Annotated in this window: 16 protein-coding genes; 6 read left to right on the forward strand and 10 right to left on the reverse strand. The window is 67.0% G+C overall.

Translation table 11 applies throughout. The features are described 5' to 3' along the window. Window positions 1-10: 10 nt before the first annotated feature. The 6 genes from DIE11_RS08405 to DIE11_RS08430 all read right to left on the reverse strand — a co-directional run bounded on the left by DIE11_RS08405 (window position 11) and on the right by DIE11_RS08430 (window position 4,233). Complete coding sequence (locus DIE11_RS08405; RefSeq protein ID WP_124622794.1) at window positions 11-232, reverse strand: hypothetical protein; 222 nt, start codon at window positions 230-232, stop codon at window positions 11-13. A gap of 3 nt (window positions 233-235) precedes the next feature. Continuing rightward, window positions 236-766: a transferase hexapeptide repeat family protein gene (locus tag DIE11_RS08410; protein ID WP_124622796.1), complete on the reverse strand. Its 531-nt coding sequence runs from the start codon at window positions 764-766 to the stop codon at window positions 236-238. 3 nt (window positions 767-769) lie between these two features. Further along, the gene (locus DIE11_RS08415) at window positions 770-1,732 is read right to left on the reverse strand and encodes an electron transfer flavoprotein subunit alpha/FixB family protein (protein ID WP_124622798.1); all 963 of its coding nucleotides are present in this window, start codon (window positions 1,730-1,732) and stop codon (window positions 770-772) included. A 16-nt stretch (window positions 1,733-1,748) separates the two neighbouring features. Then, window positions 1,749-2,498, reverse strand: coding sequence for an electron transfer flavoprotein subunit beta/FixA family protein (locus tag DIE11_RS08420; RefSeq protein ID WP_059679432.1), 750 nt, complete (start codon window positions 2,496-2,498; stop codon window positions 1,749-1,751). A 38-nt stretch (window positions 2,499-2,536) separates the two neighbouring features. Further along, on the reverse strand, window positions 2,537-3,325 hold the full coding sequence (locus tag DIE11_RS08425; RefSeq protein ID WP_124622799.1) for an SDR family NAD(P)-dependent oxidoreductase: 789 nt from the start codon (window positions 3,323-3,325) through the stop codon (window positions 2,537-2,539). A gap of 62 nt (window positions 3,326-3,387) precedes the next feature. Next, window positions 3,388-4,233, reverse strand: coding sequence for an alpha/beta fold hydrolase (locus tag DIE11_RS08430; protein WP_124622801.1), 846 nt, complete (start codon window positions 4,231-4,233; stop codon window positions 3,388-3,390). A gap of 138 nt (window positions 4,234-4,371) precedes the next feature. On the opposite strand from DIE11_RS08430, the gene DIE11_RS08435 reads away from it, so the two are divergent. From DIE11_RS08435 to dmpG, 6 genes are all read left to right on the forward strand, one after another. Beyond that, entirely contained in the window at window positions 4,372-5,151 is a 780-nt protein-coding gene (locus DIE11_RS08435) for an SDR family oxidoreductase (RefSeq protein ID WP_124622803.1), read from the forward strand. 150 nt (window positions 5,152-5,301) lie between these two features. Further along, entirely contained in the window at window positions 5,302-6,867 is a 1,566-nt protein-coding gene (locus tag DIE11_RS08440; RefSeq protein WP_124622805.1) for a DUF1302 domain-containing protein, read from the forward strand. Between the two features lie 41 nt (window positions 6,868-6,908). After that, the gene (locus tag DIE11_RS08445; RefSeq protein ID WP_124622807.1) at window positions 6,909-8,291 is read left to right on the forward strand and encodes a DUF1329 domain-containing protein; all 1,383 of its coding nucleotides are present in this window, start codon (window positions 6,909-6,911) and stop codon (window positions 8,289-8,291) included. 112 nt (window positions 8,292-8,403) lie between these two features. After that, a complete protein-coding gene (gene dmpE / locus DIE11_RS08450; RefSeq protein WP_124622809.1) occupies window positions 8,404-9,186 on the forward strand; it encodes a 2-oxopent-4-enoate hydratase in 783 nt (260 codons plus the stop codon). Between the two features lie 13 nt (window positions 9,187-9,199). Continuing rightward, on the forward strand, window positions 9,200-10,099 hold the full coding sequence (locus DIE11_RS08455; RefSeq protein WP_124622811.1) for an acetaldehyde dehydrogenase (acetylating): 900 nt from the start codon (window positions 9,200-9,202) through the stop codon (window positions 10,097-10,099). 16 nt (window positions 10,100-10,115) lie between these two features. After that, window positions 10,116-11,147, forward strand: a complete 1,032-nt coding sequence (dmpG, locus tag DIE11_RS08460) for a 4-hydroxy-2-oxovalerate aldolase (protein WP_124622813.1) — start codon at window positions 10,116-10,118, stop codon at window positions 11,145-11,147. A 98-nt stretch (window positions 11,148-11,245) separates the two neighbouring features. Here dmpG and DIE11_RS08465 read toward each other — a convergent pair whose 3' ends face one another. The 4 genes from DIE11_RS08465 to DIE11_RS08480 all read right to left on the reverse strand — a co-directional run bounded on the left by DIE11_RS08465 (window position 11,246) and on the right by DIE11_RS08480 (window position 14,080). Then, window positions 11,246-11,494, reverse strand: a complete 249-nt coding sequence (locus tag DIE11_RS08465) for a hypothetical protein (RefSeq protein WP_124622815.1) — start codon at window positions 11,492-11,494, stop codon at window positions 11,246-11,248. Next, a complete protein-coding gene (locus DIE11_RS08470; RefSeq protein ID WP_124622817.1) occupies window positions 11,491-12,738 on the reverse strand; it encodes an alkaline phosphatase family protein in 1,248 nt (415 codons plus the stop codon). The genes DIE11_RS08465 and DIE11_RS08470 overlap by 4 nt, the downstream gene beginning before the upstream one ends. A 412-nt stretch (window positions 12,739-13,150) precedes the next feature. After that, window positions 13,151-13,414, reverse strand: a complete 264-nt coding sequence (infA, locus tag DIE11_RS08475; protein ID WP_059600526.1) for a translation initiation factor IF-1 — start codon at window positions 13,412-13,414, stop codon at window positions 13,151-13,153. A 462-nt stretch (window positions 13,415-13,876) separates the two neighbouring features. Then, window positions 13,877-14,080 (reverse strand): cold-shock protein, encoded by a 204-nt coding sequence (locus DIE11_RS08480; protein WP_006483056.1) that lies wholly within the window; start codon window positions 14,078-14,080, stop codon window positions 13,877-13,879. Between the last annotated feature and the right edge of the window lie 304 nt (window positions 14,081-14,384).

The raw sequence follows: 14,384 nt of genomic DNA on the forward strand, positions 1-14,384 counted from the left end.
GACGCCGATCTTAAGACAACGACGCCGCATCAGGCAATCGATCCCGCGCGAACGTCACGACCGGCATGCACGACGGCCAACCGCTATCCGCACAAACCCCGAGAAAATCGATGGCGCCGCGCTGTCGGCACGGCTGCGTTCGGTGCTCGACGCACGCGGGTTTGCAGCATTCACGCCGCCCGACGACGGCTTTCTCGTCGGCAATCATCGCCGCCGGATCGATGACGCACATCGCTTACGCGCCGTCGATCTGCCTGAGCGTCGTCAGGCAATCGACCGCGAGCTGCTGATAGACCCGCGTGCCATTCGCCTTCGCGTCGATCTCCGCGGCGCTCAGTCGCCGCACCACGCGCCCCGGCACGCCAGCGAGCAGCACGCCGCGCGGCACGTCGTAGCCGGCCTTCACGAACGCGCAGGCCGCAACGATCGTCGTCGCGCCGATCGTCGCGCCGTCCATCACGACCGCGTTCATCCCGACCATCGTGTCCGGTTCGAGCGTCGCGCCGTGCACGATCGCGCCATGCCCGACGTGGCTGTTCACGCCGAGCCGGCACGTCTCGCCGATGCCGACGTGCAGCACGCAGCCGTCCTGCACGTTGCTGCCTGCCTCGACGACGATCGCGCCGAAGTCGCCGCGCAGGCTCGCATGCGGGCCGATGTAGCAGCCCGCGTCGATCGTCACGTCGCCGATCACGACTGCGCTCGGATGAACGTACGCAGTCGGATCGACGCGGGGCCGCATGCCGTTGAATTCGAACAGCGGCATCGCTCAGAGCACCGCGGCCGCTTCGGGAACGAGCGTGAACAGGTCGCCGACGAGGCCGTAATCGGCCACGCTGAAGATCGGCGCTTCCGGATCCTTGTTGATCGCGACGATCACCTTCGAATCCTTCATGCCGGCCAGGTGCTGGATCGCACCCGAGATGCCGACCGCGATGTACAGCTGCGGCGCGACGATCTTGCCGGTCTGGCCGACCTGATAGTCGTTCGGCACGTAGCCGGCGTCGACTGCCGCGCGCGATGCGCCGAGTGCGGCGTTCAGCTTGTCGGCCAGCGGCTCCAGCACCGTGGTGTAGTTTTCACCGCTGCCCAGACCACGGCCGCCCGACACGATGATGCTCGCCGACGTCAGCTCCGGACGATCCAGCTTCGTCACTTCACGGCTCACGAACTGCGATTTGCCTGCATCGGCCGCCGCTTCGATCTTCTCGATCGCTGCGCTGCCGCCAACGGCTGCAACCGGATCGAAACCCGTCGCACGCACCGTGATCACCTTGACCGAATCACTCGACTGCACCGTCTCGATCGCGTTGCCCGCGTAGATCGGACGCTCGAACGTGTCGGCCGAAACGACCGCCGTGATGTCCGAGATCTGCGCGACGTCCAGTTTCGCGGCGATGCGCGGTGCGACGTTCTTGCCGTAGGCGGTTGCCGGCGCGAGGATGTGCGAGTAGTGCTCCGCGATGGTCAGCACGGTCGCTTCGATGTTCTCTGCGAGCCCGTCCGCAAGCTGCGGCGCGTCGGCCAGCAACACCTTCGACACGCCTGCGATCTTCGCCGCTGCGTCTGCCGCTGCTTGCGCGGCGTGTCCCGCGACCAGCACGTGAACGTCGCCGCCGACGAATTTGCCAACCTCGGCAGCCGCCGCCACCGCATTCAACGTCGCGGCCTTGATCGGCGAAGCCCCGCCTGCCGATACCGCATCGTGCTCGGCAATTACCAGAATCGTCATGTTCGTCCGCTCCCTCTTACAGCACCTTGGCTTCGGTCTTCAGCTTCTCGACCAGCGTCTTCACGTCCGGCACCTTCACGCCGGCCGCGCGCTTCGGCGGCTCGGCCACCTTCAGCGTCTTCAGACGCGGCGTGACGTCCACGCCCAGGTCTTCCGGCTTCACCGTTTCCAGCGGCTTCTTCTTCGCCTTCATGATGTTCGGCAGCGTCACGTAGCGCGGCTCGTTCAGGCGCAGGTCGGTCGTGACGACGGCCGGCAGTTGAAGCGACAGCGTTTCCGCGCCGCCGTCGACTTCACGCGCAACCGTGGCGCGGCCATCGGCGATCGTGACCTTCGACGCGAACGTCGCTTGCGGCAGGCCCGCCAGCGCGGCCAGCATCTGACCCGTCTGGTTCGAATCGTCGTCGATCGCCTGCTTGCCGAGGATCACCAGTTGCGGCTGTTCCTTGTCGACCAGCGCCTTCAGGATCTTCGCCACCGCCAGCGGCTCGACGCTGTCGTTCGATTCGACGAGGATCGCGCGATCCGCGCCGATCGCCAGCGCCGTGCGCAGCGTTTCCTGTGCCTGGGCGACACCGACCGACACCGCCACCACCTCCGTCACGACGCCGGCCTCCTTCAATCGCACGGCTTCTTCCACCGCGATTTCGTCGAACGGGTTCATCGACATCTTCACGTTCGCGATGTCGACGCCGGTGCGGTCGGACTTCACGCCGACCTTCACGTTCGCGTCGACCACGCGCTTCACTGCCACGAGCGCTTTCAACTGCCTGTCTCCTGTTTCGTTTCGACCGCCGCGGCGCGTCAGCGCGCGGTGTATCCGCCGTCGATCACCAGCTCCGCACCCGTCACGTAGCGGCCCGCCGGCGACACGAGATACAGGATGCCGGCCGCGATGTCGCGCGGGCTGCCGATCTTCGCCATCGGCACGTGCGTCTGCAGATAACCAAACACGTCGTCGGGGTTCTGCCCCATCTGGCGGAACGCCTCCTCGAGCATCGGCGTGCGGATATAGCCCGGATGCACCGAGTTCGCGCGGATGTTCTTCGCCGCATACAGCATCGCGTCGACCTTCGCCATCATTCGCACCGCCGCCTTCGACGCGTGATACGCCGGCACGTCGGGGCCGCCGACGATCCCGTACATCGACGACAGGTTCACGATCGAGCCGCCGCCGGCCGCCTCGATGTGCGGAATCGCGGCACGCGTGCACAGGAACACGCCGTTGACGTTCACGTCCTGCACGCGCTGCCATTGTGCGAGCGTGAGCTCGTGCGTCGGCACGTTGTGCCCTTCGATGCCCGCGTTGTTCACGAGCACGTCGAGGCGCCCGAAGCGCGCGACGATCTCGCCGAACACGCGCGCCACGTCGGCCTCGTGCGTCACGTCGAGCGACCAGAACGCGGCCTGGCCACCCTGCGCGCGGATCTCCTCGACCAGCGCTTCCGCCGGTTGCGACAGCACGTCGAGGATCGCGACGCTCGCGCCGGCCGCGGCCAGCGTGCGTGCCGTTTCCGCGCCGATGCCGCGCGCGCCGCCGGTGATCGCGGCCACCTTGCCGCGCAGGTCGAACAGGTCTTCGATGAGGTTCATTGTGTCTCCGTGTAGTCAGGCGAACCGGCCTCGAACGAGCCGGTCATCAAGGGCATCCGGCATTATCGCGCCGCGGCCGCGCCAGGCGCCGCCAGGAAATCGAGGCATTCGCGGTTGAAATACGCCGCGTGCTCGACCATGACCCAGTGGCCGCAGCGGTTCAGCAGCACGAAGCGCGCGTCGCGGCAGCGTTCGAGGAACGTCAGCGCGCCACCGACCGGATTGAAGCGATCGTCCGTGCCCCAGAAGCCGAGCACCGGGCAGCGCAGGTCGCCGAGCGCACCCGTCAGGTTCGGCACGCTCATCGTCGACAGCACTTCGGTCGGCTGCTCGACGCACACCTTCATCCGCTCGGCGACGAGCCCGTCGGTGACGATCGCCGGGTCGTGCACCAGCAGCGTCAGCAGCTCGCGCATGGTGTCGTCATTCATCTGGCGATTGGTGAACAGCTTCACCATCCTCTGGATTCCTTCCATCCGGAAATAGGTGTCGCGATCCTCGACGCCCCCCGGGGCCATCATGATCAGCCCGTCGACTTCGTCGGGATAATCGAGCGCGTATTTCAGCGCGATCGCACCGCCCAGCGAGTTACCGAGCAGCACGGCCGGCCCGATGCCGAGCGCGGACAGCTGCGCATGCAGCGCACCGACGAAGAAATCGAGCGTGTAGGCGACGTCGGACGGCTTCGACGACTGCCCGTAGCCCGGCAGGTCGACGACGATCGCGCGATGGCCGGCTTCCGCGAACGCGGGGTAGTTGTGCTTGAAGTTGCTGAAACCGCTGGCGCCCGGGCCGCTGCCGTGGATGAACACCACCGGGCGGCCTTCGCCCGCCTCGAAATGATGCAGGCGCAGGCCGCCCGGTACGTCGGTGAAGATGCCGGTCGGCGGCGTCGTGGGGGTCGTCATCGCGGGTTGTCTCCTTCGTCGATCGATGGATGCCTGCCACGATGATTGCGCCGCCGGCGCCGGCCGGCATCATCCTTTCAGACTACGAAACCGCGCGCGCTTGTTCCTATCATCGGGCCACCGAAACGGAGGCAGACGATGAACGGATTCGACTACAGCGGCAAGACGGTGCTCGTGACGGGCGGCACCAAAGGCATCGGGCGGCGCATCGCCGAGCGGTTTCTCGCGGCGGGCGCGCGCGTGTTCGTATGCGGGCGCAGCGCACCCGACACGCCGCCTTCGTCCGGCGGCCGCACGGCCACCTTCGTCGCGGCCGACCTGCGCGACATCGAGCAGGTCGACGCGCTGCTCGCGACGATCCGCGCCGCCACCGGCTGCCTCGACGTGCTGGTCAACAACGCGGGCGGCTCGCCGTTCGTGCTCGCGGCCGACGCATCGCCGCGCTTCACCGAATCGATCGTGCGGCTGAACCTGATCGCGCCGCTGCAGCTCGCGCAACGCGTGAACGCGATCATGCAGCCACAGCCGCACGGCGGCGTGATGCTGTTCATCGCGAGCGTCAGCGCATCGCGGCCCTCGCCCGGCACCGCCGCCTACGGCGCCGCGAAGGCGGGCCTCGTCAACGCGGTCACGTCGCTCGCGGTCGAATGGGCGCCGCGCGTGCGCGTGTGCGCGATCAGCCCGAGCCTCGTGCAGACGGAATCCGCGACCGAAGGCCATTACGGCGACGACGCCGCGCTCGACGCGATCCGCGCGACGATTCCCGCCGGACGGCTCGCGACGCCCGACGACGTCGCGTCGGCGTGCCTGTTCCTCGCGTCGCCCGATGCGTCGTACACGTCCGGCGCGAACCTGCGGCTCGACGGCGGCGGCGAACGGCCCGCGTTCCTGGCGGCCGCGCAAACGGAACCACGCTGACGCGCGCGACGCGACCGGCGCGCCCCGATCGTTTCCAGTCCTAGGGAAGTCATCTAGTTCATTTTGACGATTCCCTGCTACCGCGATCTCCCTACTCTGCCTCTCACGACAACCACAGTCGACCGTCGTCGATACCCCAGAGGAGACACCATGCATCAACGGATTTCGCGCCGTACCGACAAGCGGGCCACCGCCACGCTGTCGACGCTGGCCGCCGCGCTGCTCACGTGCGCCGTTCCCAACGCGCACGCAGGCAGCACGATCGACCTTGGCGCCGACACGACGCTGGACTACACGTTCACGCTGAGTTACGGCCTCGGCATGCGCACGCGTGCGCCGAGCGGCAATCTGCTGACGCCCGCGAACATCAATGGCGACGACGGCGATCGCAACTTCGCGAAGAACAAGCTGATCGAGAATCAGGTCAGCCTGCTCGGCGAAGTGAACCTGAAGCACGACGACTGGGGTGTGTTCGTCCGCGCGAGTACGTTCTACGATCAGGCCTATCACCGCCCGAACTACAACGACGCTCCGGGTACCGTGAACCAGTCGGGCCAGTACAACAACTTCACGAGCGATGCCCGCTACTGGTCCGGCGGCCACACGACGCTGCTCGCCGCCTACGCGTACAACACCTTCAAGATCGGCACGACGAGCCTGAACGTCAAGGTCGGCGACCAGGTGGTCGCCTGGGGCGAAAGCCTGTTCTTCCCGAACATCGCAGGCGCGCAAGGCCCGGCCGACGCCACCAAGTCCTATGTCGCCGGCGCTCAGGTGAAGGACATCCTGCTGCCCGTGCCGCAGATCTCGACGCAGTGGCAGATCACGCCGAACTTCAGCCTGCTCGGCTACTACCAGTTCTCGTTCCAGCAGAACCGCCTGACCGCGCCCGGCACCTACTGGAGCTATTCCGACGTGGTCGGCCCGGGCGCGCAGTTCATCATCGGCCCGGGCGGGATGATCATTCCGCGCGGGGCCGACGAAAAACCGAGCGCCCGCAACCAGTGGGGTATCGGCGCACGCTTGCGCGTGTTCGGCGATACCGAGCTCGGCGTGTATCACCTGCATTACAACGACATGAACCCGAGCGTCGTCACGTCGTTCTATCCCGTGCTTCAGTACCGGCAGACCTATTTCAACAACATCAAGCTGACCGGCGCGAGCTTCTCGACGCAGGTCGGTCCGGTCAACGTCGCGGGCGAAGCGTCATACCGCCAGGGCGCGGCCGTGCTCGTCAACACGCCGACCGGCGCGCAGGCGACGCGCGCGAACGTCACGCAGCTCAACCTGTCCGGCATCTACTCGATCGGGCCGAGCTTCCTCGCGAATTCGCAGTCGCTGGTCGGTGAAATCACGTACGTGCACGCCGGCGGCATCTCGGCCGTCGACGGCTCGACGACCCTCGCGAACTCGCGCAACGCGCTCGCCCTCGAGCTGGCCTGGACGCTCAGCTACAAGAACGTGTTCAACGGCTGGGATCTCGACGTGCCGCTTACGTACACGCATGACCTGGCGGGTACCTCGCCGCTGGCCGGCGCGCTCGGCTCGCTGACGGGCCAGGGCGACCACCGCGTGACCGCCGGCGTCACGTTCACGCGCCTGAGCAACCTGTCGCTGGCGCTCGTCTACGCGAAGTTCCTCGGTTCGCCGAACCCCGTCACGCGTCCGCTTGCCGATCGGGACTACGTGCTGGCCACGGCGACCTACCACTTCTGAGCGGCCCGGCCGCTCGTCACTCAGCAAGAAGAGGATTTGTCATGAAACGAACTCGTCTCCCCCTCCTGCGCGCGTCGGTGATGGCCGCGTGCGCGCTCGTCGCGACGGCGTCGTTCCCGAAGGTCACGCCGGACGACCTGAAGGCGCTCGACGGCCCACTCACGCCGATGGGCGCGGTGCGCGCCGCGAGCAAGGACAGCAGCGTGCCGGAGTGGTCGGGCAAGTGGCTCGGCACGCCGCCCGACGTGCAGTACAAGCGCGGCAGCCGCTACCCCGATCCGTTCGCGAGCGAGAAGCCGGTCGCGACGATCACCGCGGAGAACATGGCGCAGTACGCGGAGCACCTGACCGACGGCCAGAAGGCGATGTTCAAGCGCTACCCGGCCACGTTCAAGATCAACGTGTACCCGAGCCATCGCGACTTCCGCTACGCGGATTCCGTCTACAAGGACATCCGCACGTACGCGCCGGATTCGACGATGACATCCGACGCAAACGGCCTCACGAACGCGCCGCCGACGGTGCCCTACCCGATCCCGAAGACGGCCGCCGAGCTGCTGTGGAACCAGCGCTTCTCGTCGGCGATCGGCGCCGAGCAAGCGACCTACGACCAGGCGGTCGTGTACTCGGACGGCAACATCGCGTGGGGCAAGGTGCGCTACGACATCTACTCGCCGCGCAACTCCGGCAAGTTCGACGTGAAGAGCGACCTGAACAACCGCACGTACTACCGCAATGCGACGGAGCTGCCGTTGTCCGACCGCGGCTCGCTGATCGTCGGCTTCACGAACTGGGACAAGGCCGGCGCCGACAACTCGTCGCGCACGTGGATGTACAACCCCGGCACGCGCCGCGTGCGCCAGGCGCCCGAATACGGCTATGACCAGCCGCAGGGCCCGGGCGGCTTCCGCACCGTCGACGACGACCGCCTGTACAACGGCCCCGGCGACCGGTACGACTGGAAGATCGTCGGCAAGCGCGAGATCTACGTGCCGTACGACAACTACAAGGCGATGGACAGCTCGGTGAAGTATGCAGACCTGCTGACCAAGGGCCACGAGAATCCGGCCTACATCCGCTACGAGCTGCATCGCGTGTGGGTGCTGCAGGCGACGCTGAAGAGCAACTACCGTCACCAGTATGCGAAGCGCGTGCTGTACATCGACGAGGATTCGTGGATGACGCTGCTCGCCGACAACTACGACGCGCGCGGCCAGCTGTGGCGCACCAACGTCGCGACGACGCTGTATGCGTATGACGCGAAGGTGTTCTACCCGGGCGTCGTGTTCTACCACGACCTGATCTCCGGCGCGTACATGGCCGACCGCCTGACGAACGAAGGCCCGATGCCGAAGCTCGACAACAGCCCGCAGTTCAACGAGGCGTATTTCTCGCCGGACGCGATCCGCAGTTCGGGTAACTAAGCAACCTGCTGACGCGGCACGCCCCCGCGACCCACGCGCCGGAGCCCCGCTCCGGCGCCCGACGCCGCCCGCGACGGCGGCCTTTTTCCATTCGAGATTCGAGGGCCCTTTCATGTCTTCCCGCCTGCATACGACGCTCGGCGACGAGCTGTACGCCGCGTGGCACGCACGCGCGCCGGTCGCGCCGCTGTCGAGCCGCCCGCGCCGGCTGTCGCTCGACGACGCCTACCGCATCCAGCAACGCTTCATCGAACGCCGCGTCGAGCGCGGCGAAGCGGTGGTCGGCAAGAAGATCGGCGTGACGAGCCAGGCCGTGCAGGACATGCTGAACGTGCGCCAGCCCGATTTCGGCATCCTGCTGTCCGGCATGCACTACGCGGCCGGCGAGGCGATTGCCACCGAATCGCTGATCGCGCCGCGCGCCGAAGGCGAGATCGCGTTCATCCTCGCGCGTGACCTGCGCGGCCCCGGCATCGACCGCACCGACGTGATCGCCGCGACCGCCGCCGTCGCGCCGTGCTTCGAGATCGTCGATTCGCGCATCCGCGACTGGGAGATCCGCATCGAGGACACCGTCGCCGACAACGCGTCGTGCGGCGTGTACGTGCTCGGCGAAGCACGCGTCGACCCACGCACGCTCGACCTCGCCGCGTGCGAAATGACGATCGAGAAGAACGGCGAGCGCGTCGCGCAAGGCCGCGGCGACGCGGCGCTCGGCCATCCCGCCGACGCCGTCGCGTGGCTCGCGAACACCCTCGCCGAATACGACGTGCCGCTGCTTGCCGGCGAGTTCGTGCTGTCCGGCTCGCTCGCGAAACTGATTCCGGTCACAGCCGGCGACGCGCTGTCGATGCACATTTCCGGCATCGGCAGTTGCGACGTCCGCTTTATCTAAAGGAACGAACCTGATGAAGAAAGTCAAATGCGCACTGATCGGGCCCGGCAACATCGGCACCGACCTGCTGTACAAGCTGCGCCGCTCGGCCGTGCTCGAACCCGTGTGGATGGTCGGCGTCGACCCGGCATCCGACGGCCTCGCGCGCGCCCGCGAATTCGGCCTGAAGACCACTGACCAGGGCGTCGACGGGCTGCTGCCGCACGTCGCCGCCGACGACATCCGCATCGCGTTCGACGCGACCTCCGCCTACGTGCACCGCGACAACTCCGACAAGCTCACCGCGCTCGGCGTGAAGATGATCGACCTGACGCCCGCCGCGATCGGGCCGTATTGCGTGCCGCCGGTGAACCTCGACGCGCACCTCGACAGCGCGCAGATGAACGTGAACATGGTGACCTGCGGCGGCCAGGCGACGATCCCGATGGTGTACGCGGTGTCGCGCGTGCAGCCGGTCGCGTACGGCGAGATCGTCGCCACGGTATCGTCGCGCTCGGTCGGCCCCGGCACGCGCAAGAACATCGACGAATTCACGCGCACGACGTCCGGCGCGATCGAACAGGTCGGCGGCGCGCGCAAGGGCAAGGCGATCATCGTGATCAACCCGGCCGAACCGCCGCTGATCATGCGCGACACGATCCACTGCCTGACCGACGGGCCGCCCGACGTCGACGCGATCACGGCCTCCGTGCATGCGATGGTCAAGGAAGTGCAGCGCTACGTGCCCGGCTACACGCTGAAGAACGGCCCGGTGTTCGACGGCAATCGCGTGTCGGTCTTCATGGAAGTCGAGGGGCTCGGCGACTACCTGCCGAAATACGCGGGCAACCTCGACATCATGACCGCCGCCGCGGCCGCTACGGCCGAGCGTTTCGCCGAACAGATGCTGGCCGCTGCGGCCGCCACCGCTTGAGTCGAGGAGTCACACGATGTCACTTGCAGGCAAGAAGATCACCGTCCACGACATGTCGCTGCGCGACGGGATGCACCCGAAGCGCCACCAGATCACGCTCGACCAGATGCGCAACATCGCGCGCGGGCTCGATGCGGCCGGCGTGCCGCTGATCGAGGTCACGCACGGCGACGGGCTCGGCGGCGCGTCGGTCAATTACGGTTTCCCCGCGCATACCGACGAGGCATACCTGAGCGCCGTCATTCCGGAGTTGAAGCAGGCGAAGGTATCGGCGTTGCTGCTGCCCGGCATCGGCACGGTCGAACATCTGCGCATGGCGCACGAACTCGGCGTCGGCACGATCCGCGTCGCGACGCACTGCACCGAGGCGGACGTGTCGGAGCAGCACATCGGCCTCGCGCGCACGCTCGGGCTCGATACGGTCGGCTTTCTGATGATGGCGCACATGTCGTCGCCGGAGCAGCTCGTCGTGCAGGCGAAGCTGATGGAGTCGTATGGCGCGAACTGCATCTACATCACCGATTCGGCCGGCCACATGCTGCCCGACGACGTGACCGCGCGGATCGGCCAGGTGCGCGATGCGCTGAAGCCGGACACGGAACTCGGCTTCCACGGCCATCACAACCTCGCGATGGGCGTCGCGAACTCGGTCGCGGCCGTTGCCGCGGGCGCAAACCGGATCGATGCGGCCGCAGCTGGCCTCGGCGCCGGCGCGGGCAACACGCCGATGGAAGTGTTCGTCGCGGTGTGCGACCGGATGGAGATCGAGACGGGTGTCGACGTGTTCGCAATTTCCGACGTGGCCGAGGATCTCGTCGTGCCGATCATGGACGCACCGATCCGCCTCGACCGCGATGCGCTGACGCTCGGCTATGCGGGCGTCTACTCGTCGTTCCTGCTGTTCGCGAAGCGTGCGGAAGCGAAATACGGGATTCCGGCGCGCGACATCCTCGTCGAACTGGGCCGCCAGCGGCTCGTCGGCGGGCAGGAGGACATGATCGAGGACGCGGCGCTGACGATGGTGCGGGCGCGGGAAGTCGCGGCCTGAGCGAACGTTGTAGCCATTCGTCCGGAAGCAACGGGAAACGGGGCGCAAGCCCCGTTTTCATTTCGGGTGTCGGGATCGCCCGCCCCGGCCACGCATCGTCAACGATGCTTCCCGCCGTGCCGCTTGCGCCGATGCGCCGCGCGCGCCTGCAGCAGCGTCGGCATCAGCTCCTCGATGTACTGCCGCGCCTGTCCGCGCGTCACGATCTCGCTGAAGCGCTGATGGGCCTTGTCATGGCCGACCAGCGCCGCATGCGCTTTCTTCAGGATGTGCAGATACGCGACCAGGCTCGTGCCGTCGCGCACGGGCAGCGCATCGCGCGGGTCGGGGGCCGGTGTCGTACTCATGATCCGATCCTTTGCGGGCAGTCGGTGCGGCAGGTCGTGGTGACGAGCGCCAGCAGGTCGTTCGCGAGACGGTCGCGGTCCGTCAGCGGCGCGAGGCCGAACAGCCGCTCGAGCGTCGCGGCGACCGACGCATGGTCGTACGGCGTATGGTCGACCTGCCCGGCCGCGACCCACGGCGAAATCACGATCGCCGGCACCCGCACGCCGTACACGTCGAACCCGAAGCCGCTCGCGTTCAACGTCGCCGCCGCGCCATCGTTCGGCGGCGGCGCGGCGCCCGGCCTGACCGAATCGTAGAAGCCGCCATGCTCGTCGTAGCAGATCACGAACAGGCTGCTCTCCCACACCGGCGAATTGCGGATCGCGTCGTACACGCGCGCGGCGAGCTGGTCGCCACCGGCCAGGCCATCCATCGGGTGCTGCGAACTGCCGTTCCGGTAGGTGCCGTGCACGATGTCGCCGTAGCCGGGCTCGATGAACGTATAGCGCGCCGTATAGCCGGCCGCGAGATCGGCCTCGAAATGCGCGAGGTCGTCGATGTCGAAGAAGCTCACGCCCTTCAGCGATGCCACCTGCGGCACGTGGCCGAGCGGGTCGCCCGACTGGTCCTGGTAGATGCGCCAGTTGTCGTCGCCGAGCGCGGCGAAGATCGAACCTTTCGGATAGGGGAAGCCGTCGAACGCGTCCCATCCGGCCATTTCCTCCCTGGTCGGCGAATGGTCGAGGCCGGCCGACGACGCGCCGTGCAGGAAGAAGCGGTTCGGCCAGGTCGGCCCCGGCATCGACGCGTGCCACGCGTCGCACAGCACGAATGCGTTCGCCAGCGCGTACAGCGACGGCGCCTGCGTCGCGATATTGACGCCCTGCATGATCTTGCCCGCATCGGCTGGCTGCGGCGGCGTGCCTTCGGAATGCGACGTCGCGTAGTTCGACACGAATCCCGAATTGTTGATGCTCGGATAAGGTCGCCCTTTGACGAACGGCACGCCCGTGCCGCAAAGCTGTTCGAGCACGTCGGTGAATTCGTGGCACGGATCGGTCGGCATCCGGTCGGGTGCGCCGCCGCCGAACGGGTAGACCGCATCGCCGTACGCGTTGCTGTTACCCGGTGATGCGGCAACGATGTCGGGATAGCCCGACAGCGCGAACAGATGATCGAACGAACGGTTCTCGAGCATCAGCACGAACACGTGCCGGATGCGGTCCTGAACCGACGGAGCTGCGGGGGCTGCGTCTGCACTCATGGCGCCTCCTGGCGTCGCGCGACGAAAGTCCTGCTGGCACGATCGCGGCGGCACTGAAAGCAACTGAAAGGAAAGGCGCTGCAGCGTGCGCGGGCCGCGAATTGCAGACGAGTGTACGGCTACGCCGGCCTGCGCGTAAAGCCGGGCACGGCGCGCGGCAAGACACGGGCATTCAGCCGACGACCGGCGTGGGTGGAGAAGCGATGCGCGGCGAATCGACGCGTGCGGGAAAAGCGAGCCGAATCGGGCGATTCGACCGGAGAGAATGCGGCCTCGGCCGCCGCGGCACTGCCCCGCCGCTGACGACCGCCGAACGGCGCGAGCCGCGCCGTCCATCCGGTGTGCCCGGCCGCATCAACGGGCCGGACGGGTTTCGATCGGTGCGGCGTTGCGCTGCCCGATCGCTACTGCTTTAGCGACGCGGTTGCCCGGGGCGCTGCGGACGCGTCGAATTCGCGTCCTTGTGGCGGAAGTTGATGCGGCCCTTGGTCAGGTCGTACATCGACAGTTCCAGCGTCACGCGATCGCCCGCGAGAATGCGGATGTGGTTCTTGCGCATGCGGCCCGACGCATACGCGCCGACCACGACGCCGTTTTCCAGCGTGACACGGTATTTGCTGTCCGGCAGCACTTCGTCGACGATTCCGTCCAGTTCCAGCAGTTCTTCTTTTGCCAAACCAATTCCTCCAGACAAGGTGATGACCGCGGCCGCGGCGAGCTCACCGGCGCCGTGCCCCTCAACGGGACGGCGGCCGGCGGGATGCCGGGGATCAATTCGTTCAGACGGACGACGCGCCCGTCTTGCAATCGGAGCCCGGCGCAATGCGGCGGTCGGGCGGTCGGTGGCGGCGGTGCAATCGGCACCGCGCAAAGTCGGGACCGCGCCGTGTGCGGCATGGCGACGGTCTACTCGGGTTGCAGCATGGGCCGCTGGCGACGCGGCGAGCGCTTCGCGAGGGCGTTGGATCGCACGTCGTACGGACCTGCGATGGATGAGAGAAGCACACGACCGATGCATCGTGAATTCCGCGATGCATCGGTCGTGTGCGTCGAAACGCGCAGGACGCCGGCTCGGGCCGGCATCCGCGCGAAATTCGTCCGGCAGCGGCCGCCATTCGACGGCCGGTGCCGACGCGGCTTACTGCGGCGTGATGTTCGACGCTTGCAGACCCTTCGGGCCACGCTTCACTTCGAAGCTGACCTTCTGGCCTTCGGCCAGGGTCTTGAAGCCCGTGCCGCGAATTTCCGAGAAATGGGCGAACAGATCGTCGCCGCCGTTGTCCGGGGAGATGAAACCAAAGCCCTTGGTTTCGTTGAACCACTTGACGGTACCGGTATCCACAAATACTTCCTTAATACGATTGATACGAACGATGAACATGCGCCCGTGACAGGCACAGAAAGAATCAAAAGAGGGAGAGACCAACGACTGCCGCACCGCGTGCGGCCAATGATGAGCAATCGAACTTCTTGAAGACTTCGGTCTCGGACACTACGCGGTGCAGACCGATCCGTCAAGCTCTTTCGATGCGATGCAGGCGCGCGGCAGCGCGCGCGCCTTGCCTGGCGGGGGTGCGCGGCGATCTGGAGGCGAAACGATGCAGCCCCTATTTTCGCCGCGTTCGCCCCCGTTCACCCTGTTACTG

The sequence above is a fragment of the Burkholderia sp. Bp9012 genome (assembly GCF_003853825.1).
In the GTDB taxonomy this organism is placed as follows: domain Bacteria; phylum Pseudomonadota; class Gammaproteobacteria; order Burkholderiales; family Burkholderiaceae; genus Burkholderia; species Burkholderia diffusa.